We start from the raw sequence: 23,457 nt of genomic DNA, 5'->3' as shown, positions 1-23,457 counted from the left end.
GCCGCCAGCATGCCACCTCAGCGGCTGCCGGCCAGTCGCCACCCGCCGTCATCGCGGAGGACGCTCGCATCGAGGAGCAGGATGCCGAGCACCGCCTCGACGTCGCGTTCACTCATTCCGCTCTGCACCGCGACCTCCGTGACGGTGCGCGATCGCCGCACGCTCAACGCATCCCGCACCCGCGTAACGTTGTCCGTGCGCGGACCCGCACTCCGGGGCACGAGGGCGCCCGGCCCCATCCCCGCCAGCTCGAGCGCCTCCGCCGCGTCGGTGATGCAGACCGCGTCGTACTCGCGCAGCAGCCGGTGCGTGCCGGCGGACGAACTACTCGTCACCGGCCCGGGAACCGCGCCCAGCGGGCGGCCGAGCGAGACCGCGTGCCCCGCCGTGTTGAGCGACCCGCTCCGCGATCCCGCTTCGACCACGACGGTCGCGGCGGATGCGGCCGCGATGAGGCGATTGCGCGCGAGGAAGCGCCACTTGGTGGGGGCGGAGCCGCACGGGACCTCCGACGCCACCGCGCCACGGTGCAGGATGCGCTCCAGCAGATCCTGGTGCCCGGCGGGATAGGCGCGGTCGCATCCTCCGGCGAGGAAGGCGATCGTCGTACCGTCCTCGGCGAGGGACGCGCGATGCGCGGCACCGTCGATGCCGTACGCCGCCCCGGAGACGACGTTGACCTCGGCGCGCGCCACGCCCGCGGCGATCTCGCCGGCGACGTGCTCGCCGTAGGGGCTCGCGGCGCGTGCGCCCACCAGCGCGATGCCCGGGTTCCCCAGCTCCTCGGGGTGTCCGCGCACCCAGAGGCAGACCGGGGCGTGGTCGCCCAGATCGTCGAACGCCGTCGGCCAGACCGCGTCACCGGGGATCACGATCTGCGCACCGATCGCCTGCGCAGCGCCGACGGCGTCGAGCGTCGTCGGCGCGGAGGCACGCGGCCGCCAGCGTTCCCGCGCCTCGGCCACCGTCCGTGGCGCGGTCTCGATCCGCCGGGCGATGCCGGCCGCATCCGTGTCGAGGAAGGCGAGGCGATAGGCCTCGACGGGCCCGTAGGCACGGATCAGCGCGCCGGCCACGCGATCGCCCGGCTCGCTCACCCCGCTCCACGCGATCCGCGCGGCGCGCTCCCCGTCGGCCGGGCTCCCCAGGCGCTGGGCGATCGCGCGGAGGGTTCCCTCGCTCATGTCGCGATCCCCTTCTTCATGAACAGCGCACGGCCGACGTCGGCGGCGGTGAGCCGCGGTCGCTCCTCGAGATCGGCGAGCGTCCAGGCGACGCGGAGCACTCGGTCGTATCCGCGGAGCGTCAGCATCCCGCGCTCGAGCGCCGCATCGAGCGGTGCGCGCACCGCGGGCTCGGGCGCCGCCGGACCCTCGCGGAGCCACCGTCCCGGCACATCCACGTTGCGACGCCACGGCGTGCGGGCGAGCCGAGCTGCGGCGCACGCGCGGGCGGAGGCCACCCGGCGGGCCGCTCCCGCGCTCGTGATGCGTCCCTCGGCGGGGTCCCGCGTGGTGGCCGACACCCGACGCAGCGGCAACTCGATGTCGATGCGGTCCAGTAGCGGGCCCGACAGGCGTCCGAGGTAGCGGCGCACCGCCGCCGGAGGGCACTCGCACGAGGCGCCGCGGACGCCGTGGTTGCCGCACGGGCAGGGGTTGGTCGCCAGGACGAGCTGGAACCGCGCCGGATAGCGCACGCTCGTCCCGGAGCGGTGGATCTCGATGTCGCCGCGTTCCAGCGGCTGGCGGAGCGCATCCAGCACCGACGCGGGGAACTCCCCCGCCTCGTCGAGGAGGAGGACGCCCTCGCTCGCACGCGCGATCGCACCCGGACGGATGACGCCCGACCCGCCGCCGACCAGCGCCGCGACGCTCGCGGTGTGGTGCGGGGCCTCCAGCGGCGGGAGGCGCGTGAGGTGGGTGACCCGCTGCCCCGAGAGCGAGCGCACCGCGGCGACCGCCAGCGCCGCCGACTCGTCCAGCGGCGGGAGGATGCCCGGCAGCCGCCGGGCCAGCATCGTCTTGCCGGCACCCGGCGGGCCGCTGAGCAGCAGATGATGGCCGCCCGCAGCCGCCACCACGAGCGCCTCGACGGCATCGCGCTGGCCCACGACGTCCGAGAGATCGAGCAGCTCGGATGACGCCGCGTCGCCCGGTGCGGCCTCGGGGCCCGGCGGGATGTCCGGGACGACGACGTCGGCGCCGTGTCGCGACGCGACCTGCGCGAGGCAGGTCGCCGCGACGACCTCGATGCCCGTGACGAGCTCCGCCTCGCGGCGGTTCGCCTCGGGAACGACGATGCACCGGTGGCCCGCCTTGGCGGCGGCGAGGACGGCGGGGAGGACGCCCGCGACGGGGCGGAGCCGGCCGTCCAGGCCGAGTTCGCCCAGGTGCACCGTGCGCGCCACCGACTCGCCGTCCATGACCCCGTCCGCCGCCAGCGCCGCGATGGCGATCGCCAGGTCGAACCCGGAGCCGTGCTTGGGCAGGCTCGCGGGCGACAGATTGACCGTGAGGCGTCGGCGCGGAAGCCGGAGGTCGGAGTTCGCGCAGGCGTTGTGGACGCGCTGGACCGCCTCTCCGAGCGCTCTATCGCCCAGACCGATGATGCGGAACTCCGGCGTCTGCTGGCTGAGATCCGCTTCGACCTCCACGAGGGCTCCCTCGAGCCCCTGCAGCGCGACCGCCCACGTGCGCGCGACGCTCATCGGAGGTCCCGCAGGTGTTCGACGCCGCGCTCGTCGTCGCCCGTCCCGATGATCGCCACGGCGTCCAGACGCACGCCTCGTCCGCGGGCGAGGTCGGGATGCTGCCGGCACCACACGCCGGCGAGCCGCCAGAGCCGCGCCCTCTTGCGTGCGTCGACGGCTTCGAACGGGTGGCCGAATCGTTCGGAGCTCCGCGTCTTCACCTCGACGACGACGACCTCGTCGCCGTCGAGGGCGACGATGTCGATCTCACCGTCGGCGCACCGCCAGTTGCGCTCGAGGACGACGAATCCCGCGTCGTCGAGGTAGGTCGCGGCTCGCTGCTCGCCGTCGCGTCCGAGGTCGTCTTTTGCTGCCATGACGACAGCGTGCCGATGCGGCATCACCGGGGGTCGTCATCGGCGCCCGTCCGTGGACGGCGCGCCCCGCGAACCCGCCTGGGGAGAGCGGACGCTCAGTTGTCGAGCGAGAGCTCTTCGGGAAGCTGGAAGTCCCGACGGGAGAGCTCTTCGACGTTGACGTCCTTGAACGTCAGCACGCGCACGCCCTTGACGAACCGATCGGCACGGTAGATGTCCCACACCCACACATCGGTCATCGAGATCTCGAAGTAGAAGTCGTGCTCGGTGTCACGGCGCACGACGTTGACGTCGTTGGCGAGGTAGAACCGTCGTTCGGTCTCGATCACGTACTGGAACTGCGAGACGACGTCGCGGTACTCGCGGTACAGGGCGAGTTCGAGTTCGCGGTCGTAGTCTTCGAAGACATCGTCATCCATGGTGCCTCCAGTCTACGGCGCGACGCCCGCACCCGGAGTTCAGAACAGCGTCGGTGCGGGGGCGATCGCCCACGACGCGCGGTGGTGGGCGCTCATGCCGTGGATGTCGATGGCCGAGCGGTGTTCGAGGCTCGCGTAGCCCTTGTTGCGCTCCCACCGGTAGACCGGCTCGTGCTGGTGCAGATCGACCATGAGCGCGTCGCGGGCCACCTTCGCGACGACGGATGCCGCGGACGCGCTGGCGCAGTCCCGGTCCCCCTTGATGATCGGACGGACGGCGCATGCGAGGGGCGCGACGGGCGAGATGTAATCGTGGTTTCCGTCGAGCAGCACGACCGCGTCCGCGAAGCCCACGCCCTGTCCGCGCAGGGCGTCCAACGCCCGGTGGGCGGCGAGCCCGAGCGCCCGGGTGATGCCCACGGCGTCGATCTCCGCCGCCGTCGCCCAGCCCAGCGATGTCGCATCCACCCAGGCGCGTGCGGTGTCGGCCATCGCGGCGCGCCGCGCCTCCGGGATGAGCTTCGAGTCGCGGAGGCCCTCGGGCACGCGGACGCGGCGGGTGCGCGGTGCCATGACGGCCGCGCCGACCGCGACGGGCCCGGCCAGCGCGCCGCGACCGACCTCGTCGCAGGCGATGACGGTCCGGCCTTCGGCCCACAGCGCCTTCTCGACGCGGAGGGAGGGGCGCACGGGTGTCACGGCGTAGCGGCGGCCGGCACGCCGGAGAAGACGTCGTGGTGGAAGTCGATGCCGCCGAACCGGTCGAGCGGCCACGTGATCAGGAAGGCACGGCCCACCACGTTGTCGAGGGGCACGAAGCCGCGGCCGGGCTGGTCCTGGTTGTACCGGGAGTCCTTGGAGCGGTACCGGTTGTCCCCCAGCACCCAGAGCGACCCGTCGGGCACGGTGACGTCGAACTCGAGCGACGACGCGGGCGCCCCGGGTTCGGGCAGCAGCAGGTACGACGTCTCGTCGATCGGGGCGCCGTTGACCGTGATCTGACCGAGCTCGTTGCAGCAGACCACATGGTCGCCCGGAAGCCCGATGATGCGTTTGATCAGGTGGTCGTCGCTGTCGGGAGCGGCGAGACCGACGAGCGAGAGCACCCACTCGATGCCGTCCACGAGCGGGCCCTGCGACGGCGCTGCCATCTCGGGCCCGAGCCATCCGCCCGGGTCGCGGAAGACCACGACATCACCGCGCTCGTAGGCGCCGAAGCGAGGGGTCAGCTGGTCGACGAGGATCCGGTCCTGCTCGATCAGCGTGTTCTCCATCGATGCGGAGGGGATGTAGAACGAGCGCACCAGGAACGTCTTGACCAGGAACGACACCAGCAACGCGATCACCAGGATGATGACCACGTCGCGCAGGAACATGACGAGTCCCCGTCGGCGGCGCGGACGCTGATCCCCCGAGGAAGCGGCCTCGGGGTGGGTGTTCTCGATGGTCATGCACGTCCTCGCGTCTCGGGTGGCTCACGCCATCGTCTAGCGTCGCACACCCGCACCTGCCGACGTGCCGTGAACACGACGAAGCCCCGGCGTCGAGACGCCGGGGCTTCGTGTGACACGAGTCAGTGCTCGCGCTTCTCCTTGATCTTGGCCTTCTTGCCACGGAGGTTGCGCAGGTAGTAGAGCTTGGCGCGGCGCACGTCGCCGCGCGTCACGACCTCGATCTTCTCGATGACCGGGGAGTGGACGGGGAACGTACGCTCCACACCCACCTGGAAGCTGATCTTGCGGACCGTGAAGGTCTCGCGGACGCTGTCGCCCTGGCGGCCCAGGACGATGCCCTGGAAGACCTGCACACGGGAGCGGTTGCCCTCGGTGATGTTCACGTGCACCTTGACGGTGTCACCGGGGCCGAAGACGGGGATGTCGGAGCGGAGCGAAGCCGCATCGACGGAGTCGAGGATCTGCATTCTGGATCTCTTCCTGCAACCGCCACAGGTCGGCTGCGAAAATGGGTGTTCAACGAAGGTGGAGTGGTGCCCGCGCCGCTCGAGAGCGGCTGACTCCCCTGAGGCAGAGATCTGTCAGGGCACAAACGCCTATTCTGCCATGCCGCGGCGCCGCGGCCAAACCTCAGGCCTCGGAGCGTCGGGTCTCGGTCACCACGATGATCTCGTGGGGATCGGGGTTCGCCGTGCGCGAGCTCTCCCGGTCGACCGGCGGGATGTACGGACTGCCGTCGTGCGCCCGCAGGATGATGGCCGGCGTCCGTGCTTCGCGCCAGAGCTGCCATCCCTGCAGCCAGATCATCCCGACGCCCACCAGCACCGTGAGGATCATGACCGGCGCCCACCACCGCTCGTCGTAGAACCCGAGGGAGATCGTGAGGGCGTGCCAGAGGCCGTAGCCCGCCACATCCCACCACGACACCGCGCGCTCGGCGCGGACGCTCGGACGCGACCGGGTCAGCATCGTCAGCACCAGCTGACCGACGAGCACCGAGGGCACCGCGATGAACAGCACCCAGAGGAACGCCCATCCCCCGGCGTTGAACACGCCCCATCCGACGAACAGCCAGAGCGGGAGGAGGAAGGCCGCAGGCAGAAGCCAGCGGAAGATCGCACGCCGGAGCCACATGCCTGAGATCGTACGCGCCCCGACCGGCGCGCACCTCGTCGTACGCCAGACTCGCGGCGGACGCCCAGCGGCATCGCGGCGGGTGATCGGGAGAGAATGGAGGAGAACAGAAGGAGCACCATGATCGAACTGCGCACCCCCGCCGAGATCGACCAGATGAGGCCGGCCGGCCGCTTCGTGGCCGAAGTCCTGGCGACGCTGCGCGCCGACACCCGAGTCGGCACGAACCTGCTCACGATCGACAAGCGCGCCCACGAGCTGATCCGCAAGGCCGGGGCCGAGTCCTGCTACATCGACTACCACCCCTCGTTCGGCGCGAGCCCCTTCGGCAAGGTCATCTGCACGTCGGTCAACGACGCCGTCCTGCACGGGCTCCCCCACGACTACACGCTGCGCGACGGCGACCTCGTCACGCTGGACTTCGCCGCCTCGGTCGATGGATGGGTGGCCGACTCCGCCGTGTCGTTCGTCGTGGGTACGCCGCGCGACGAGGATCTCCGCCTCATCGACACCACCGAACGCGCCCTCGCCGCGGCGATCGACGCGGCGACCGTCGGCCACCGCGTCGGCGACATCTCCGCGGCGGTCGCCGCGGTCGCGCACGGAGAGGGGTACTCCGTCAACACCGACTTCGGCGGTCACGGCGTCGGGCGCGTCATGCACGGCGACCCGCACGTGCCCAACGACGGCAAGCCCGGGCGCGGCTTCCCGCTGCGTGCGGGCCTCGTCGTCGCGCTGGAGCCGTGGTTCCTCGCGACCACCGACGAGCTCGTCACCGATCCCGACGGATGGACGCTGCGCAGTGTCGACGGGTCGCGCGGATCGCACAGCGAGCACACGATCGCCGTCACGGCGGACGGTCCGCTCGTCCTGACCGACCGCTCGTTCCTCGGCGTCGACTGACACCGGCGACTCCGCCGGTCGGATCCCTCAGTCGCTGAGCAGATCCGGTCGGCGGGTGCGGGTGCGCTCGATCTGCTGCTCGTGACGCCATTCGGCGACGCGACCGTGGTGGCCGCTCAAGAGCACCTCCGGCACATCGAGCCCCCGCCAGGACGCGGGCTTCGTGTACGACGGGTACTCGAGCAGGCCGTCCTCGTGCGACTCCTCGACCAGGCTCTCCGGGTTCCCGACGACACCGGGCACGAGGCGCCCGACGGCTTCGATCATGGCCATCGCGGCGACCTCGCCGCCGTTGAGGACGTAGTCGCCCAGACTCACCAGTCGCACCTCTCCGAGCGAGGCGGCGTAGGCGAAGACGCGTTCGTCGATGCCCTCGTACCGACCGCATCCGAAGACGAGGTGATCGTGGTCGGCCCATTCCCGCGCGCGGGCCTGGGTGAACAGCTCGCCGGCCGGCGACGGGAAGACGAAGGTCGGGCGGGAGGGCGAGTCCGCGGCGATCGCGTCCAGCGCGGCGCCCCAGGGCTCCGGCTTCATGACCATGCCCGCGCCGCCGCCGTAGGGCGTGTCGTCCACCGTGCGGTGACGGTCGGTGGCCTGGTCGCGCAGATCGTGGACGCGGACGTCCAGAAGGCCGCGACCCCGCGCCTTGCCGAGGAGCGAGACCTCGAGGACGTCGAAGAACGCCGGGAAGATCGTGACGACGTCGATACGCACGTCAGTGCTCGTCGGGGGTGTCGTCCGGCTCCGGAGCGGCGTCCGACGACTCGTCGTCGTCGGCGGGCAGGTCTTCGAAGAGACCCGCCGGCGGGGTGACGACGACGCGGCCGGCGGCCACATCCACCTGCGGGACGATGGCCTTCACGAAGGGAACGAGGACCTCGCGCTCGCCCAGACCGACGATGAGGAGGTCCTGCGCCGGGAAGTGGTCGACGCGGACGACGCGACCGATCACGTCGCCGTCGCGGACGACGTCCAGGCCCACGAGCTGGTGATCGAACCACGCGTCGTCTTCTTCGACGACGGCGGACGGGTCCTGGTCGATCCAGAGGATGGCCCGCACGAGGGTCTCGGCGGCGGAGCGGTCATCGACGCCGTCGAGGAACACGACGGGATGCGAGTTCATCCATCGAAACTCGCGAACGGTGACCGACTTGCCGAACCACGGCGAGGAGTCGGGGACCTGGAGAGTGAAGGACGCACCGGGGACGAATCGTCCGTTCGGGTCGTCGGTGTAGAGCTCGAGCTTGAGCGCGCCCTTGAGGCCGTGCGCCTTGACCAGACGCCCCACGCGCAGCTGCGTCTTGGTGGGATGCGGCGGCCGTGCGGCGGAGCTGTCGGCGGCAGAGGATGCGTCGGACATCAGTCGTCGGCGACGTCGACGCGCACGCGCGCGCCGTCGGCCAGAGCGCTGACGACGGTGCGCAGGGATTTGGCGGTGCGACCGCCGCGCCCGATCACGCGACCCCGGTCATCGGGGTGGACGTGAACCTCCAGCACATCGCCGCGGGGCGATGTGGACGAGAGGATACGCACGTCATCCGGGTGATCGACGATCCCCTTGACGACGTGCTCGAGCGCGGCAGCCAGCACGATGATTACGCCTCGGTGTTCTCGGCAGCGTCGGCGTCGGCAGCCTCGGCGGCGGGCGCCTCGGCCTTCTTCTCGGCCTTGGGCTTGATGACCGACTTCTTGGCGGAGTCGACCTCGAACGCGGGCTTGGGCTCGCGGACCTTGACGGTGCTCACGGCGTTGGCGTCGCCCTTGAAGCGACCCCAGTCACCGGTGAGCTTGAGGATGGCGAGAACCTGCTCGGTCGGCTGTGCGCCGACGCCGAGCCAGTACTGCGCACGCTCGGAGTCGACCTCGATGAACGAGGGCTCCTCGGTGGGGTGGTACTTGCCGATCTCCTCGATGACACGACCATCGCGCTTGGTGCGCGAGTCGGCCACGACGATGCGGTAGTACGGCGCACGGATCTTTCCGAGGCGCTTGAGACGGATCTTGACAGACACGGTTCTCCTGGATTTATGAAGCGAACGAACTGATCGCCTGGAGCGTGGGGTGCACACCCGGCGGAAGCTCTGAGGGTCGGGCGCCTCCGGTTAGAGGGTCGGAAGGCGGTCCAACCGTCTATTTTGCCAGATGAAGCGCCCGGTGGCGAACCGATCGGCACCGCGTGTCAGACTGAGCGCGTGACCGTGCCCTTCGTTCCCTCGCGCCGCTCGACTGTCGGGGTGGAGTGGGAGGTGATGCTGGCGGACGGCGAGACCGGCGATCTGGTGCCGCGCGCCCCCGAGATCCTCGCGGATATCGAGCCCGCCGTCCTGGGCGAGCGGTTCTCGGTGACCGGCGAGCTGTTGACCAACACAGTCGAGGTCACGAGCGGGATCGGCACGACCGTCGAGGCGGCCATCGACGACATCGCCGATGCGATCGCCGCCGTCCGTGCCGCCTCCGACCCCCGCGGGATCGAACTCCTGTGCGCGGGAAGCCACCCGTTCGCGCAGTGGTACGACCAGGAGGTCACCGACAAGACGCGGTACCACGCCCTCATCGAGCGCACCCAGTGGTGGGGACGCAACATGATGATCTGGGGCATCCATGTCCACATCGGCGTCGACGACGTCACCAAGGTGCTGCCGATCATCGGGGCGCTCTCGACCTACCTTCCCCACCTGCAGGCACTGTCGGCGTCGAGCCCCTTCTGGGCCGGCGAACGCACCGGGTACGCGTCCAACCGCGCGCTCGTCTTCCAGCAGCTGCCGACCGCGGGTCTGCCGTGGGATCTGCGCGACTGGGCGCAGTACGAGTCCTATCTCGACGACATGGTGCGTACCGGCGTCATGGAGGACGCGACCGAGGTGCGCTGGGACATCCGCCCGGCGCCGCGGTGGGGCACGATCGAGATCCGGGCCTGCGACGGGATGTCGACGCTCCCCGAGCTCGCCGCCGTCGCCGCTCTCGTCCAGTGCCTCGTGGAGGACTTCTCGCAGCGCCTGGACCGCGGTGAGGAGCTGCCGCGCCTGCAGCCGTGGTTCGTGCGCGAGAACAAATGGCGCGCCGCGCGCTACGGGCTCGACGCCCGAGTGATCGTCGACGCGGACGGTCGGCAGGAGCCGGTCGTCGACCATGTGCGCGAGACGCTCGAACGCCTGACCGAGGTGGCCGAGGTGCTCAAATGCGCGCCGGAGCTGGCCGGCATCCGCACGACCCTCGACCAGGGCGCGAGCTATGCGCGGCAGCTGGCGGTCGCCGACGCATCGGGCGGCGACCTGCGGGCCGTCGTCCACCACCTCATCCGCGAGTTCCGCGCCGGGCCCGAGCGCCGCGCGCCGCTGGCGGTCTAGCGGCTCAGCCCTTGCCGAGCATCTTCTGGAGCTCGGCGAGGTCGGCCGCCGTGGGAGCCTTCGACGCGCCGCCGAGCCCGAAGCCCGACCCGGTGGGTGCCGCGGCCTCGACCGCACCCGAGTTCTCCGCCGCCCGCTTGGCGGGGTTGCCCGAGCGGGACCCCTTGGCCTTCTGCTGCTTGCCGCGCTTGCTGGAGGCGCCGGGCTTGCCCATGGCGCCCATACCGGGCACCGTGGGGACGCCGCCGCGCGCGACCGTCTTCATCATCTTGGCGGCCTGATCGAAGCGCTGGACGAGCTGGTTGACGTCGGTGACCGTCATGCCGGATCCCCGTGCGATGCGCAGGCGACGTGCGCCGTTGAGCACCTTCGGGTTCCGACGCTCGCCGGGCGTCATCGAGCGGATGATGGCCTCGGTGCGGTCGATCTCGCGCTCGTCGAAGTTGTCGAGCTGCTGCTTCATCTGCCCCATGCCCGGCAGCATGCCGAGCATCTTCTTCATCGAGCCCATCTTCTTCATCTGCTGAAGCTGGTCGAGGAAGTCCTCGAGCGTGAACTGCTCGGTGGCGAGCTTCTCGGCGACCTTCATCGCCTCGGCCTCGTCGAAGGCCTCCTGCGCCTGCTCGATCAGGGTGAGGATGTCACCGAGGTCGAGGATGCGGCTGGCCATGCGGTCGGGATGGAACGGCTCGAGCTCGTCGAGGCCCTCACCGGTGGAGGCGTAGATGATGGGGCGCCCGGTGACGGAGGCGACCGACAGGGCCGCACCACCGCGGGCATCACCGTCGAGCTTGGACAGGACGACGCCGGTGAAGTCGACGCCCTCCTGGAAGGCGGTCGCCGTGTTGACCGCGTCCTGACCGATCATCGCGTCGATGACGAACAGGACCTCGTCGGGGTTCGTGGCGGCGCGGATGTCGGCGGCCTGCTTCATCAGCTCGGCGTCGACGCCGAGGCGTCCCGCCGTGTCGATGATGACGGTGTCGTGCTGCTGACGACGTGCGTACTCGACCCCGTCGCGCGCGACCTTCACGGGGTCGCCGACGCCGTTGCCGGGCTCGGGGGCGTAGATCGCCGCACCGGCGCGCTCAGCGACGACCTGGAGCTGGTTGACGGCGTTCGGACGCTGCAGGTCGGCGGCGATGAGGAGCGGCGTGTGCCCGTCCTTCTCCAACAGACGCGCGAGCTTGCCCGCGAACGTCGTCTTTCCGGATCCCTGGAGCCCCGCGAGCATGATGACGGTCGGCGGGTTCTTGGCGAACTGCAGCCGGCGCTGCTCGCCGCCGAGGATGCCCACGAGCTCCTCGTTGACGATCTGCACGACCTGCTGGGCCGGGTTGAGCGCGCGGCTGACCTCGTCGCCCAGCGCGCGTTCGCGCACCTTGGCGGTGAAGTCCTTGACGACGACCAGGGCGACGTCGGCATCCAGCAGCGCACGCCGGATCTCGCGCACCGTGCCGTCGACGTCGGCAGGGCTGAGCTTCCCCTTGGTCCGCAGATTGCGGAAGGTCTCTGTGAGCCGGTCGGAGAGGGTGCCGAAAGTCGCCATGATGGGTCGAGTTTACGCGAGCGGCGACCCCTGCGAGAGCGCTGCCGTCCGGCGGCCTCAGGCGTGGGCGACCAGCAGGGGGCGCAGCACCGCCAGAGCCTCGGCCAGAACGGCGGGCAGACGCGTGCGCCCGGCACCGTCACGGGCCCATCGCTCGACCGCGGCGAGCACCGCCGCGCCGTGCGCGGCACCCACCACATCCGCGGCCAGGGCGCCCATGCCGTCCGCCCGGAGGCGCGTCGACACCGCGCGGCCGATCCGTGCACGACGCAACGCCGACTCGCGGTCGAGCTCGTCGCCCAGGAGCATCTGGTCGGCGTTCACGAAGGCGAGGGCCAGACTGTCCGGCTCGAAGCCGTCGGCGAAGGTCGCGAGGGCGTCGACCCTGGCCCCTGCGGCCTCGAAGGCGTCGATGCGCTCGTCGAATCCGCTCCAGAAGACGTCCGACTTCGACGCGAAGTAGTTGAAGAAGCTCGATCTGGCGACACCCGCGCGGCGGGTGATGTCGGTGATCGAGGTGCCTTCGTACCCCTGCTCGAGGAAAAGCTCGCAGGCCGCCTCCGAGATGGTCTCGCGGGAGGACGCCCTGGGCCGACCCGCTCGTATGCTCACGACCTCAGCGTACGGGAGCACCTGGACCCGGTATTGTTGTACTCAGCGCAACAATGCCGACGCGGGGAGATCAGATGGATGTGGAGACGCTGGGACTCGCTCCCGCGCTCGTGCCGTACGCCGAGGGCTGGGCGATCCAACGGCGGGTGCACGACGACGTGGTCGCCGACCGGCGTGCCGACACGCTGCTGCTGCTCGAGCACGAGGCGGTCTACACCGCCGGGACCCGTACCCGACCCGCCGATCTGCCCTCCGACGGCTCACCCGTGATCCCCGTCGACCGGGGCGGCAGGATCACCTGGCACGGCCCCGGACAGCTCGTCGGCTACCCCGTGCTCCGGCTGCCGGAGCCCGTCGACGTCGTGCAGTACGTGCGCGGCCTCGAGCTCGCCCTCATCGCGGCGCTCGGCCGTCACGGCGTCGCCGGCCGGCAGGTCGCCGGACGCAGCGGCGTCTGGGTCGCAGGACCCCGCGGCGAGGACAAGGTGGCCGCCATCGGCGTCCGGGTGGAGAAGGGGGTGACCATGCACGGGTTCGCGATCAACTGCGACAACACGCTCGACGGCTTCGCGGCGATCGTCCCGTGCGGCATCGCTGATGCCGGCGTCACGACGATCTCGCGCGTGCTGGGACGCGGGGTGTCGCCGGCCGACATCCACGACACGGTCGTGTCCGAGGTGTCCCGCCGCTTCGACCGGACGGCGGTCGCCGCATGAGCGGGTGCGCGTCGGGCGCACCGGCGTCCTCCGCTCGTCCCCCGCAGGGCAGGAAACTGCTGCGGCTGGAGGTGCGCAACGCGCAGACGCCGATCGAGCAGAAGCCCGAGTGGATCAAGACCCGCGCCCGCACCGGACCCGAGTACGGGCGACTGCGGTCGCTCGTGACGACGGAGGGGCTGCACACGGTCTGCCAGGAGGCGGGTTGCCCGAACATCTACGAGTGCTGGGAGGACCGGGAGGCGACGTTCCTGATCGGCGGCTCGCAGTGCACGCGGCGCTGCGACTTCTGCCAGATCGACACCGGCAAGCCGGCCGCCTACGACACCGACGAGCCGCGCCGCGTGGCCCGCAGCGTGCAGCAGATGGGGCTGCGCTACGCCACCGTCACCGGCGTCGCGCGCGACGATCTCGAGGACGGCGGCGCGTGGCTGCACGCCGAGACGGTGCGCCGCATCCACCACGACAATCCCGGGACCGGTGTCGAGCTGCTCGCGACCGACTTCAACGGGGATGCGGCGCTGCTGGGCGAGATCTTCGATGCCCGCCCCGAGGTCTTCGCACACAACGTCGAGACCGTGCCCCGCCTGTTCACACGGATCCGTCCCGCCTTCCGCTACGAGCGCTCGCTCGACGTGCTCTCGCAGGCGCGTGCGGCCGGACTCATCACGAAGTCGAACCTCATCCTCGGCATGGGAGAAGAACCCGACGAGGTCGTCTCGGCCCTTCACGACCTCCGGGAGGCCGGCACCGACATCATCACCATCACGCAGTACCTGCGGCCGTCGCCGCGGCACCTCCCGGTCGCGCGGTGGGTGCCGCCCGCCGAGTTCGTCGCCTTCCGTGAGGAGGCGGAGCGCATCGGGTTCCTCGGTGTGCTGGCGGGTCCGCTGGTGCGCTCGTCGTACCGCGCGGGACGGCTATGGGCCCAGTCGATGCACGCGCGCGGTCAGGAGATCCCGGAGGACCTCGCGCACCTCGCGACGGAGATCACCGCGGCCGGCTCCGGGTTCGCCCAGGCGGTCTGAACCGGAACGCCGTCAGTCGGCGCTCGTGACCGACTGGACCTTGCCCTCCGAGTCGAGGTTCACCAGCAGGACGTCGTCGGTGGAGTCCGCGTCGAGGGCGTACTCCATCACGGCGAACGGGTCGCTGCCGCCGTGCTCGTCGGCGAGGATCGTCATGCTCGTGAACTGGAGCGAGCGGATCACGTCGACGTGCACGTCGCCGGAGAGGTCCACGAGGAACTCCTCGATCCCCTCCCCCAGCGTCGCCTGCTGCTGAAGGATGTACTCGGTCACTTCGCTCGTGCGCGAGTCGAGCTCGGACACCATGGCGTTGCGCGCAACGAGGTCGAGCTGCTCGAGCGAGGAGACCAGGGACGCCGCCACATCCAGGGCGGCTTCCGACACGTCGTCCTGGTCGGGCGCGGTCAGATCGACCGTCACGGTCTGGTCGCCGAACTCGACGTTCTCCGACCAGAAGATCGAACCGTCGGGGCCGGACTCGAGGAGTCCGAAGAAGTCGTGCTCGATCGCCATGTCCCCATGAAACCAGCACGCGCGCTCGGACGGTAGTCCGGCGCGCCGGGTCAGGAGACGAGTGCCTCGACGAACACGTGCGGGGTGAAACCGGTGAGGTCGCCGATGCCCTCGCCCTGGCCGAGCAGCTTCACCGGGATCCCGGTGCGCTCCTGCACGGCCAGCACGAAGCCACCCTTCGCGGATCCGTCGAGCTTGGTCAGCACCAGGCCCGTCACGCCCGCGTGCTCGAGGAACGCCTGCGCCTGCAGGACCCCGTTCTGGCCGGTCGTCGCGTCGAGGACGAGCAGGACCTCGCTGATGGGCGCCTGCTTCTCGATCACCCGCTTGATCTTGCCCAGTTCATCCATCAGCCCGCCCTTGGTGTGCAGGCGGCCGGCGGTGTCGACCAGGACGATCTCGGTTCCGGTGCGCTGGGCGAACTCCACCGTCTGGTAGGCCACCGACGCGGGATCCTGGCCCTCGTGCTGCGGACGCACGATCTGCGCCCCGCCGCGCTCCGCCCAGGTGGCCAGCTGGTCGACGGCCGCCGCGCGGAACGTGTCGGCGGCCCCCACGACGACGGTGCGCTCGTAGCGGCGCAGGAAGTTGGCGAACTTGCCGATCGTCGTGGTCTTGCCGACGCCGTTGACCCCGACCACCAGCACGACCGCCGGGCGCTCCGACAGGCGAAGGGTCGTGTCGAAGCGCGCGAAGTGCTCCTCCAGGGTCTCCCGCAGCATCCGCTGCAGGTCCTTGGGGTCGGTCGTGCGGAACCGATCGACCTTCTCGCGCAGCTCGTCGATCAGGCGCTCGGTGATGTCCGGGCCGAAGTCCGCGGTCAGCAGCGCCGTCTCGAGGTCTTCCCACGTCGCCTCGTCGATGACGGGCTTGACGAACATTCCGCGCAGGGCCCGGCCCAGCGACCACGATCTCTCGGCCATGACTCCAGCCTAGAGGTCGCCGCTCACGCGCTCTCGCGCTCCCGCACCCGCTGGCCGATGACCGCGGAGACGCCGTCCTGGCGCATGGAGACGCCGTACAGCGCATCGGCGATCTCCATCGTGCGCTTCTGATGGGTGATCACGATGAGCTGGCTGGACTCGCGCAGCTGCTCGAACACGCTCAACAGGCGCCCGAGGTTCGCGTCGTCGAGCGCCGCTTCGACCTCGTCGAGGATGTAGAAGGGACTCGGGCGCGCTTTGAAGATCGCCACCAGCAGCGCGACCGCCGCCAGCGACCGCTCGCCGCCGGAGAGGAGCGACAACCGCTCGACCTTCTTGCCGACCGGGCGCACGGCGACGTCGATGCCCGTTGTCAGCGGCGAATCCGGATCCGTCAGCGCGATGCTCCCCGTCCCTCCCGGGAACAGGATGGGGAAGACCTCGGTGAAGGCGACGCGCGTGTCTTCGAACGCCTCCAGGAAGATCGACTCCATCCGCTCGTCGAGCTCCTGGATGATGGTGAGGAGGTCGGCCCGCGTCTGGGTCAGATCTCCCAGCTGCTCGGTCAGGAAGGCGTGCCGCTGCTCCAGGGCCGAGAACTCCTCGAGCGCCAGCGGGTTCACCCGGCCGAGCTGCGCGAGGGTGCGCTCCGCCTCCTGCAGCCGGCGCTTCTGCTGCGCGCGGTCGTAGGGCACGGTTGTGGGCTCGGCGTCGCCGTCCGAGGTCGATTCGACGGGTACGGCCTGATCGGGGCCATATTCCGAAATGAGAATGTCCTCCTCGAGCCCGAGCTCGCTCTGCACGCGCTCGCGGAGCGCGCCGGCGTGGAGGCGCTTCTCGTGGATGCGCAGCTCCAGCCCGTGGACGCTCTCGGTGAGGCCGTTCAACCGCTCGCGCAGCTGACTCTCCTCGCGCCGGACGTCGGCGAGCTCGGCCGTCACCGCGGTGCGCGCGGATTCCGCGGTCGCGAGTTCGAGTCGCGCCTGGCTCACCGACCGGTCGACGGAGTCGAGCAGCGCGGGCAGCTGCTCCGCCACGGATGCCGCGATCTCGCGCTGGCGTCGTCGGATGACGGCACGCCGCGCCGACTCCTCGGCGGCGGCCCGTTCGCGCTCGCGCTGACGTTCGAGTCCGACGATGCGCGCGTCGGACGCGCGGATCCGCTCGCGCAGCGTCTCGACATCCAGTCGCGCCCGCATCTCGGTGTCCCGCGCGGCGTCCAGCGCCGCGAGCAGGCCGTCGCGCGAGGAGACGTCGAGGATGGGGCGCGGAGCCTCCCGGGCGTTCGTCAGACGGTCCTCGGCCACGCGCGCGGAGTCCTCCGCCTCGGCGACGGCCGCCTGGGCCTGGCGGAGCGTGGCGGTGAGACGCTCGCACTCGGCGACCGCCGCCTCGTGGCGCACGGTGGCCCGGTTGACCTTCTCGGTGTGGGCGGCGAGGGCGGCGTCGTGCGACCGGAGCGCGGCGAGCGACGCGGTGGTCCGCGCGCGGGCCTCGTGCAGCGCCGCCGTGCCGTCGGTGAGCGCTTCGCGCAGCGAGTCGGCGACGACGGTGAGCTCCCCCATCCGCTCGGCGGCCGCGTCGCGTTCGGCGGCGAGCTCGAGGCGCGACCGCCCCTGTCCGCTGCCGGCGCGGATGGAGAAGCGGGTGATGATCTCGCCGCCGCGGGTCACGACGGTCACGTCCTCGACCTCGTCGACCACGGCGCGGGCGGCGTCGACGTCGTCGACGATCACGACCCGCGCGAGCAAGGCCATGACGCCGTCGGGCGCCGTCACGACGGATGCGGCCGCCGTCACGCCCGAGCGTGTGGGCACCGACGCGAGGGGCACCGAGACATCGCCGATCACGATGTCGACGACGCCGAACTCGCCGCTGCGCGCCGTCTCGGCCGCGCGTTCCGCGTCGACGCGGGAGTCGACCAGCACGCCCTCGGCGACCGCTCCCAGGGCAGCGGCGACAGCGGCCTCGAAACCGGCCGTGACCTGCACCGCGTCACCCACGAGACCGCGCACCCCCGCGCCTCCGGCGGCGATGAGCTCGGAGGCGCCGGTGCGCACGTCGAGCGCGCGTCCGAGCGTGGTCACCTCGGCCGTCAAGGCGTCGACCTCGCGCTCGGTGGCGTGGAGTCGTTCGCGGATGCCGGCGACGGAGCTCTCCGCGTCGGCCGCACGCCGTTGCGCCTGCTCGTACGCGGCGGCGTGCTCGGCGGACGAGGTCTCGGGCACCATGTCCGGATCGACGCCGGCGAGTTCCTCCTCGGCCTCCGCGCGGCGCGCCAGCGCGGCGTCGAGGGCCTTCTGCTGCCGTTCGACCGCGGCGCGAACGGCGGCCAGCGCGGACGCGGCCGCCTCGGCCGTGCCGCGCAACGCGGTGAGCTTCATGTCGTGCTCGGAGACGAGTGCGCTCTGCGCCGAGATGTCGACGTCGAGGGCATCGAGTTCGGCTCGGGCCTTCGTGACCTCCCGCGCCGCGGCCGCCGCGGCGTCCTCGGCCTCGCCGACGCCCGTCGCGACGAGATCGAGTTCGGCGCGCGCATCGTCGATCGTCGACTGCGACACGGTGGCGGCGGGGATCAGCGCATCGTCATCGGCCGAGAGGAGCGTCAGTCGCTGCCCGGCGAGGCTGTAGAAGCCGCGGAGTCGCTCCTGCACCCGCTCCAGTCCGAACGTCACCGCGCGCGCGGCGTCGACGGCCGCCGAGCGCTCCTGGGTCTCGAGTGCCGCGACCCGCGCCCGCACCTGGTCGACGCGGTCCTGGACGAGCGTGCGCTCGGCGCGGCGGTCCTGCTCGTTGCGCGCGAAGTCCTCGAGCTCGGATCGGAGGGCGGCGAGCTCGTCGGCGAGAAGCCGTGCCCGTGCATCGCGGACGACGGCGGCGATGGTGGCGGCCTGCCGGGCGATGTCGGCCTGACGCCCCAGCGGCTTCAGCTGTCGGCGGAGCTCGCCCGCCAGGTCGCTCAGGCGGGTGAGGTTGGCCTCCATCGCCTCGAGCTTTCGGAGCGTCTTCTCCTTGCGGCGACGGTGCTTGAGGATTCCGGCGGCCTCCTCGATGAACCCGCGGCGGTCCTCCGGGCTCGCCTGCAGCACCGTGTCGAGCCGGCCCTGGCCCACGATCACGTGCATCTCGCGACCGAGGCCCGAGTCGCTCAGGAGCTCCTGCAGGTCGAGCAGACGGCAGGACTGGCCGTTGATCGCGTACTCGCTCGAGCCGTTGCGGAAGAGCGTCCGACTGATCGTGACCTCGGCGTACTCGATCGGAAGCGCCCCGTCGCTGTTGTCGATCGTCAGCTGCACCTCCGCCCGCCCGAGCGGTCCGCGCGTGGAGGTGCCCGCGAAGATGACGTCCTCCATCTTCCCGCCGCGGAGCGTCTTCGCGCCCTGCTCCCCCATCACCCACGCGAGGGCGTCGACGACGTTCGACTTGCCGGAGCCGTTGGGCCCGACGATCGCGGTCACGCCGGGTTCGAGAGCGAAGGTCGTCGCCTGCGCGAACGACTTGAAACCCTTGAGCGTCACGCTCTTCAGGTGCATGCGGTTCCTCCGGTCGACGAGCTCTCCTCACGGTACCGGAGCACCCCCGTGCGAGCCGGCAGCGACGCCGCGGCACGCCCGCGACACGCCCGGGATGTTGACAGCGTCTTCTCAGGTGCGCTAGCGTCCTGACCGCTGAACAACGTCCGACGTCGAGAAAGGAGATCGCCATGACTGTTCGACAGACCATGACCGACGCGCCCATCGTGCGCGCGTCCACCGCGATCGCCTCCGTCGGTGTGTTCCAGAACGGCCGCGTCCACACCGCACGCTGACGGTCTCCGGCCAGGACTCCGCCCGCTCTCGGGCCGGTGACGCCTGACGGCCTGCCGCCGTCCGTCGCGCCGCTTCCTCGCCGGAGCCTCCCGCCGCCCCGCCGCGCGCATCTGCGCGACGCCCGGCATCCGTGCCCATGGGCACCGCTCCCCCTTCATTACTTCTTCTCCACCCCTTAAGGAACATCGTGAATACGCTCTCCGCACCCCGCTCCACGGTGCACATCTCGTCGCCCCCCGCGACCGGTGCCCGGCGTCGGCCCTCGCTCGTCGACCGGCTCGCCATGCACGTCGGCCTTCGCCTCCTGCTCTGGGGCCGCCATCGCGCACGTCTCCGCTCGCTGCGGGACGCCGCATCCCGGCGCCTGCTCGCCGAGCAGGTCCGGCAGGACTACGACCGGACGCACGCGCACAGCGCGGGCACCCTCACCATCCGATGACCGCGCGGCGCCGCCCGCGCACGACACCGCACCCCGGAGGTGCCTCATGACCACGACCCACGACGTCGAGTTCCGCCCGGTCCTCGTCCCGTCGGACGCCCACGGCGCGGATGCGGCGGACTTCCGGCGGATGACGGCGATCCGAAACGACGTGTACCGGGAGATCTCCGGGTTCGACGACCAGCGGATCTCGCCCGAGGAGCTGCTCCCCGTCTACCGCCCCGACGAGCACCAGCGCAGATACCTGTGGCTGGTGCTCGTCGGCGGCGAGGTGGCCGGGCGCATCGGCCTCGACATTCCGCTCGAGGAGGGCTCGCGGACCGCGTACGGGCTCATCGAGCTCAGCCGCTCGGTCTGGGGGCGCGGCGTCGGCACGCAGGCCCACGCGCTCTTCGAGACCGGTGCGCGCGCGGCGGGGCGCTCCATCCTGCAGACCTGGGTGGAGCACCCCGCCGCCGCGGGCGAGCAGCTCACGCCGCCGACGGGCTTCGGGCACCTGCCGCGGGACCATGCCGCGCGGTTCCTGCTGCGTCACGGGTACACGCTCGAACAGGTCGTGCGCGTCAGCGCCTATGACATGGGCGCCCCCGTCGCCGACCTCCGCGCGCACCTGGCCGAGGCCGAACGCGCCGCCGCCGGATACCGGGTCCTGCAGTGGACGCTCCCCACCCCCGAGGCCGCCGTCGCGGGATACGCCTGGATGAAGTCGCGGATGTCGACCGATGCGCCCTCGGCCGGACTCGTCAGCGACGAGGAGGTCTGGGATGACGATCGCCTGCGCGCCCACGACGCGCGCTACATCGACGGCGGCCGGACGATGCTGGTCACGGCGGCGGAGCACATCGCCACCGGCGAGCTGTGCGCCTTCAACGAGCTGGTCATCGGGACCGACGGGAGCGCGGCGTCCTCGCAGGAGGACACCCTCGTCCTCGCGTCCCACCGCGGACACCGCCTGGGCATGCTGGTCAAGGCCGCCGGGCTCCTCGCCTGGCGCGACGTGGCCCCTCGCTCACCGCGCGTCACGACCTACAACGCCGAGGAGAACCGTCCGATGCTCGACATCAACGAGGCGCTCGGATTCGTGCCCCGTTCATACGAAGGAGCATGGAAGAAGGTGCTGATCTAACCGCGGGCGCCACGGATCAGAAGTCTTCGGGGAGCCGGCGACTCACCCCTCGTGCCACGAGATCGCCCGTCAGGCCGATCACGACGAACACGGCGACGCCTTGGAGCACACCCCAGGGGAAGAACTCCACGCCGCGCAGCACAGTCAGTCTGAGCGCCACGAGCACCGCGATCGAGAGGAGCAGCGCCGCGCCGCGGACCAGCTGCATCGGCGTGAACGTCCGCGAGCCGGAGAAGTTCTCGGCGTACTGGCCGGCCGGGCCGAACTCGTCCTCCGGTGGCAGGCCGCTGTCCGTGCTCGTCTCTCGCACGGTTCGAAGGACATCCAGCACCTGCTCCTCTGAGCTCTTCCGCGCACGGAGCGCGGCGGCGAGGTCGGCGTAGTAGGTCATCGTTCGTCGTCTCCCTGTGTCATGCCGCCCAGCGCGGCATCGATCTGGTCGCGGAAGACGCCCCACTGACGGCGGAGCACCCGCAATCGTTCGCGCCCCTCCGGTGTGATGGTCATCACCTTGCGGGCGGGGCCGCTGTCGGGGGCGTGCCACTCCGACTCGATGTATCCGTCTTCCTGCAGGCGGTTCAGATGGGGGTACACGGTCGCGCCCTTCACCTCGAAGCCCTGCGCGCGCAGCGACTCCATGAGTCCGTAGCCGTGCTGCGGCGCGTGGGACAGATGCGTCAGCAGCACCAACGGCAGCGCCGATCTGAACCAGTCGCCGATCGATCTATCCTGCGTCACAACTAGAACGTAGCACGTACTAGTTGCGTCAGTGAATAGTTGCGTCTCGCGGGTTGGATCAGGCGATGCGTTGGCAGTGCGCGCAGAAGTGGCTGGAGCGGTTCGTGAAGGCGACCCTCATGATGGGGCGGCCGCACCGGGGGCACGGCTGCCCCGTGCGACCGTAGGCGTTCAGCGAGTGCGCGAAGTAACCGGCCTGACCGTTGACGTTCACGTACTGCGCGTCGAAGCTGGTGCCGCCCTCGGCCAGCGCCTTGGCGAGCACGGCCCGCACCTCGGCCAGCAGCCGGCGGACCGCGCGCGTGCTCAGCGCGGCGGCGGGCGTCTCGGGATGGATGCGCGCAGCCCACAACGCCTCGTCGGCGTAGATGTTGCCGATCCCGCTCACGACGCCCTGATCGAGCAGAACGCGTTTGATCGCCGACCGCTTGCCCGCCAGGGCACGGATGAGCACGGAGTCGTCCACGGCGGGGTCGAGCAGGTCGCGCGCGATGTGCGCGACCTGCGCAGGCACGAGCGGCAGCGCCGTTCCGTACCCGCCGGCCGCGCCGTCGGGCGTCGGCACGAGTGGATCGATCGCGAGCGAGCCGAACGTCCGCTGATCGGCGAAGACGACGGCGAGGTCGCCGTGCGCGGGGTGGCGGATGTCGATACGGATCCGTTCGTGGCGCTCGGGGGCGGCGCCCGACGCTCTGAGCAGCATCTGCCCGCTCATGCCGAGGTGCGCCACGATGCTGCGGGCACCCGCATCCCCGTCCTCGCGCAGCGGGATCCAGAGGAACTTGCCGCGACGGGCGGGCTCGGCGAGCAGCCGTCCGAGCAGCGCGGCTTCGAAGTCGGGCCCGGTGCCGCGATGCCGCGTCAACGCGCGCTCATCACGCACATCGACGCCCACGATGTGCGCGCCCGTCACGGCGGGCGCGAGCCCCGCACGGACGACCTCGACCTCGGGCAGCTCGGGCACGTCAGTCCCGGCCGCTGAGACGACGCCAGGTCTGCAGCGCCGCCGCCATCTCCGCCTGCTTCTTGCTGGTCCCCGCGCCGACCGCGTGGATGGGGCCCACCGTCACCGTCGCGGAGAAGTGCCGCGCGTGATCCGGGCCGGTGGACTCGACCCGGTAGACGGGGGCGGGATGACCGAGCTGCGCCGCGATCTCCTGGAGCGCGGTCTTCGGGTCGACCGCCGCGTCGTAGCGCTCCGGATCGGCCAGCAACGGCTCGATCAGCCGCAGCACGAGCGCGGTGGCGGCGTCAGGACCCGCGGAGAGGTAGGTCGCACCGATGAGCGCCTCGGTGGTGTCGGCGAGGATCGAGTCCTTGTCGTCACCGCCGGTCAGCTGCTCACCCCGACCGAGCCGGATGTGGCGGCCGAGCCCCATGCCGCGCGCCACCTCGGCGAGGGCCAGCGTCGACACCACGCTGGCGCGCCGCTTGGCGAGCGAGCCCTCGTCGAGTTCGGGATGCGTCGTGTACAGACGCACCGTCACCGCCTGACCGAGCACCGAGTCACCCAGGAACTCCAGGCGTTCGTTGTGCGGGATCTGCCCGTGCTCGTACGCGTACGAGCGGTGCGTGAGCGCCAGAGAAAGAAGCTCGGGGTCGATATCGACCCCGAGCTTCTCGGAAAGTGCGGAGAGATCCGCAGATCGGAAGAGCGTCGGGGGGGGAAAGAGTG

Annotated in this window: 27 protein-coding genes; 6 read left to right on the top strand and 21 right to left on the bottom strand. The window is 71.0% G+C overall.

Going from position 1 to position 23,457, the window contains the following annotated elements:
• Nucleotides 1-17: 17 nt before the first annotated feature.
• The 8 genes from dprA to AB0N73_RS01260 all read right to left on the bottom strand — a co-directional run bounded on the left by dprA (nucleotide 18) and on the right by AB0N73_RS01260 (nucleotide 6,076).
• Complete coding sequence (gene dprA / locus AB0N73_RS01295) at nucleotides 18-1,184, bottom strand: DNA-processing protein DprA (RefSeq protein ID WP_363559545.1); 1,167 nt, start codon at nucleotides 1,182-1,184, stop codon at nucleotides 18-20.
• Nucleotides 1,181-2,710: a YifB family Mg chelatase-like AAA ATPase gene (locus AB0N73_RS01290; RefSeq protein ID WP_363559543.1), complete on the bottom strand. Its 1,530-nt coding sequence runs from the start codon at nucleotides 2,708-2,710 to the stop codon at nucleotides 1,181-1,183. Before AB0N73_RS01290 ends, dprA begins: the two co-directional genes overlap by 4 nt.
• A complete protein-coding gene (locus tag AB0N73_RS01285; protein WP_363559541.1) occupies nucleotides 2,707-3,069 on the bottom strand; it encodes a YraN family protein in 363 nt (120 codons plus the stop codon). Before AB0N73_RS01285 ends, AB0N73_RS01290 begins: the two co-directional genes overlap by 4 nt.
• A gap of 95 nt (nucleotides 3,070-3,164) precedes the next feature.
• Nucleotides 3,165-3,488: a DUF2469 family protein gene (locus AB0N73_RS01280; RefSeq protein WP_363559539.1), complete on the bottom strand. Its 324-nt coding sequence runs from the start codon at nucleotides 3,486-3,488 to the stop codon at nucleotides 3,165-3,167.
• 39 nt (nucleotides 3,489-3,527) lie between these two features.
• On the bottom strand, nucleotides 3,528-4,187 hold the full coding sequence (locus AB0N73_RS01275) for a ribonuclease HII (protein WP_363559537.1): 660 nt from the start codon (nucleotides 4,185-4,187) through the stop codon (nucleotides 3,528-3,530).
• Nucleotides 4,184-4,939, bottom strand: a complete 756-nt coding sequence (gene lepB, locus AB0N73_RS01270; protein ID WP_363559535.1) for a signal peptidase I — start codon at nucleotides 4,937-4,939, stop codon at nucleotides 4,184-4,186. Before lepB ends, AB0N73_RS01275 begins: the two co-directional genes overlap by 4 nt.
• A gap of 122 nt (nucleotides 4,940-5,061) precedes the next feature.
• Nucleotides 5,062-5,409 carry a 50S ribosomal protein L19 gene (gene rplS, locus AB0N73_RS01265; protein WP_363559533.1) on the bottom strand — a complete coding sequence of 116 codons (348 nt, stop codon included), beginning with the start codon at nucleotides 5,407-5,409 and terminating at the stop codon, nucleotides 5,062-5,064.
• 163 nt (nucleotides 5,410-5,572) lie between these two features.
• Entirely contained in the window at nucleotides 5,573-6,076 is a 504-nt protein-coding gene (locus AB0N73_RS01260; RefSeq protein WP_363559531.1) for an MFS transporter permease, read from the bottom strand.
• Nucleotides 6,077-6,196: 120 nt separating this feature from the next.
• Between AB0N73_RS01260 and map the strand changes: the two genes are divergently transcribed.
• Nucleotides 6,197-6,979, top strand: coding sequence for a type I methionyl aminopeptidase (gene map, locus AB0N73_RS01255; protein ID WP_363559529.1), 783 nt, complete (start codon nucleotides 6,197-6,199; stop codon nucleotides 6,977-6,979).
• Between the two features lie 27 nt (nucleotides 6,980-7,006).
• Here the strand turns inward: map and trmD are convergent, their stop codons facing one another.
• From trmD to rpsP, 4 genes are read right to left on the bottom strand one after another with little or no spacing between them, the layout of a single operon-like run.
• A complete protein-coding gene (gene trmD / locus AB0N73_RS01250; protein ID WP_363559527.1) occupies nucleotides 7,007-7,696 on the bottom strand; it encodes a tRNA (guanosine(37)-N1)-methyltransferase TrmD in 690 nt (229 codons plus the stop codon).
• A 1-nt stretch (nucleotide 7,697) separates the two neighbouring features.
• Nucleotides 7,698-8,342 (bottom strand): ribosome maturation factor RimM, encoded by a 645-nt coding sequence (gene rimM, locus AB0N73_RS01245; protein ID WP_363559525.1) that lies wholly within the window; start codon nucleotides 8,340-8,342, stop codon nucleotides 7,698-7,700.
• Entirely contained in the window at nucleotides 8,342-8,572 is a 231-nt protein-coding gene (locus AB0N73_RS01240; RefSeq protein ID WP_363559523.1) for an RNA-binding protein, read from the bottom strand. The genes rimM and AB0N73_RS01240 overlap by 1 nt, the downstream gene beginning before the upstream one ends.
• A gap of 5 nt (nucleotides 8,573-8,577) precedes the next feature.
• The gene (rpsP, locus tag AB0N73_RS01235) at nucleotides 8,578-8,994 is read right to left on the bottom strand and encodes a 30S ribosomal protein S16 (protein ID WP_363559521.1); all 417 of its coding nucleotides are present in this window, start codon (nucleotides 8,992-8,994) and stop codon (nucleotides 8,578-8,580) included.
• Between the two features lie 180 nt (nucleotides 8,995-9,174).
• Here rpsP and AB0N73_RS01230 point away from each other — a divergent pair, with 180 nt between their 5' ends.
• Nucleotides 9,175-10,329, top strand: a complete 1,155-nt coding sequence (locus AB0N73_RS01230; protein WP_363559519.1) for a glutamate--cysteine ligase — start codon at nucleotides 9,175-9,177, stop codon at nucleotides 10,327-10,329.
• Between the two features lie 4 nt (nucleotides 10,330-10,333).
• On the opposite strand, the gene ffh is transcribed toward AB0N73_RS01230, so the two are convergent.
• On the bottom strand, nucleotides 10,334-11,878 hold the full coding sequence (gene ffh / locus AB0N73_RS01225; RefSeq protein WP_363559517.1) for a signal recognition particle protein: 1,545 nt from the start codon (nucleotides 11,876-11,878) through the stop codon (nucleotides 10,334-10,336).
• Between the two features lie 57 nt (nucleotides 11,879-11,935).
• On the bottom strand, nucleotides 11,936-12,490 hold the full coding sequence (locus AB0N73_RS01220) for a helix-turn-helix domain-containing protein (RefSeq protein WP_363559515.1): 555 nt from the start codon (nucleotides 12,488-12,490) through the stop codon (nucleotides 11,936-11,938).
• A 53-nt stretch (nucleotides 12,491-12,543) separates the two neighbouring features.
• Here AB0N73_RS01220 and lipB point away from each other — a divergent pair, with 53 nt between their 5' ends.
• Both lipB and lipA read left to right on the top strand, forming a co-directional pair.
• A complete protein-coding gene (gene lipB / locus AB0N73_RS01215) occupies nucleotides 12,544-13,206 on the top strand; it encodes a lipoyl(octanoyl) transferase LipB (RefSeq protein ID WP_363559513.1) in 663 nt (220 codons plus the stop codon).
• A complete protein-coding gene (lipA, locus tag AB0N73_RS01210) occupies nucleotides 13,203-14,234 on the top strand; it encodes a lipoyl synthase (protein ID WP_363559511.1) in 1,032 nt (343 codons plus the stop codon). The genes lipB and lipA overlap by 4 nt, the downstream gene beginning before the upstream one ends.
• Before the next feature lie 12 nt (nucleotides 14,235-14,246).
• Here the strand turns inward: lipA and AB0N73_RS01205 are convergent, their stop codons facing one another.
• From AB0N73_RS01205 to smc, 3 genes are read right to left on the bottom strand one after another with little or no spacing between them, the layout of a single operon-like run.
• A complete protein-coding gene (locus AB0N73_RS01205; RefSeq protein WP_363559509.1) occupies nucleotides 14,247-14,747 on the bottom strand; it encodes a DUF2004 domain-containing protein in 501 nt (166 codons plus the stop codon).
• A 50-nt stretch (nucleotides 14,748-14,797) separates the two neighbouring features.
• Nucleotides 14,798-15,670 (bottom strand): signal recognition particle-docking protein FtsY, encoded by an 873-nt coding sequence (ftsY, locus tag AB0N73_RS01200; RefSeq protein ID WP_363559507.1) that lies wholly within the window; start codon nucleotides 15,668-15,670, stop codon nucleotides 14,798-14,800.
• Between the two features lie 23 nt (nucleotides 15,671-15,693).
• Complete coding sequence (gene smc / locus AB0N73_RS01195; protein ID WP_363559505.1) at nucleotides 15,694-19,203, bottom strand: chromosome segregation protein SMC; 3,510 nt, start codon at nucleotides 19,201-19,203, stop codon at nucleotides 15,694-15,696.
• Nucleotides 19,204-19,666: 463 nt separating this feature from the next.
• Between smc and AB0N73_RS01190 the strand changes: the two genes are divergently transcribed.
• Together AB0N73_RS01190 and AB0N73_RS01185 are read left to right on the top strand one after the other, a co-directional pair.
• Nucleotides 19,667-19,918, top strand: a complete 252-nt coding sequence (locus AB0N73_RS01190; RefSeq protein WP_363559503.1) for a hypothetical protein — start codon at nucleotides 19,667-19,669, stop codon at nucleotides 19,916-19,918.
• A gap of 46 nt (nucleotides 19,919-19,964) precedes the next feature.
• The gene (locus AB0N73_RS01185) at nucleotides 19,965-21,044 is read left to right on the top strand and encodes a GNAT family N-acetyltransferase (protein WP_363559501.1); all 1,080 of its coding nucleotides are present in this window, start codon (nucleotides 19,965-19,967) and stop codon (nucleotides 21,042-21,044) included.
• 16 nt (nucleotides 21,045-21,060) lie between these two features.
• Here AB0N73_RS01185 and AB0N73_RS01180 read toward each other — a convergent pair whose 3' ends face one another.
• Genes AB0N73_RS01180 through rnc form a run of 4 tightly spaced genes read right to left on the bottom strand, consistent with a single transcriptional unit; the run spans nucleotide 21,061 to nucleotide 23,386 of the window.
• A complete protein-coding gene (locus tag AB0N73_RS01180) occupies nucleotides 21,061-21,435 on the bottom strand; it encodes a hypothetical protein (protein ID WP_363559499.1) in 375 nt (124 codons plus the stop codon).
• Nucleotides 21,432-21,782, bottom strand: coding sequence for a PadR family transcriptional regulator (locus tag AB0N73_RS01175; RefSeq protein ID WP_363559497.1), 351 nt, complete (start codon nucleotides 21,780-21,782; stop codon nucleotides 21,432-21,434). Before AB0N73_RS01175 ends, AB0N73_RS01180 begins: the two co-directional genes overlap by 4 nt.
• A gap of 58 nt (nucleotides 21,783-21,840) precedes the next feature.
• Complete coding sequence (gene mutM / locus AB0N73_RS01170) at nucleotides 21,841-22,746, bottom strand: bifunctional DNA-formamidopyrimidine glycosylase/DNA-(apurinic or apyrimidinic site) lyase (RefSeq protein WP_363559495.1); 906 nt, start codon at nucleotides 22,744-22,746, stop codon at nucleotides 21,841-21,843.
• 1 nt (nucleotide 22,747) lies between these two features.
• Nucleotides 22,748-23,386, bottom strand: coding sequence for a ribonuclease III (gene rnc, locus AB0N73_RS01165; RefSeq protein WP_363559925.1), 639 nt, complete (start codon nucleotides 23,384-23,386; stop codon nucleotides 22,748-22,750).
• Nucleotides 23,387-23,457 lie beyond the last annotated feature (71 nt).

Origin of the sequence: Microbacterium sp. NPDC089189, from assembly GCF_040685095.1 — a bacterium.
Lineage (GTDB): Bacteria > Actinomycetota > Actinomycetes > Actinomycetales > Microbacteriaceae > Microbacterium.
This window is presented reverse-complemented; position numbering and strand designations above follow the sequence as displayed.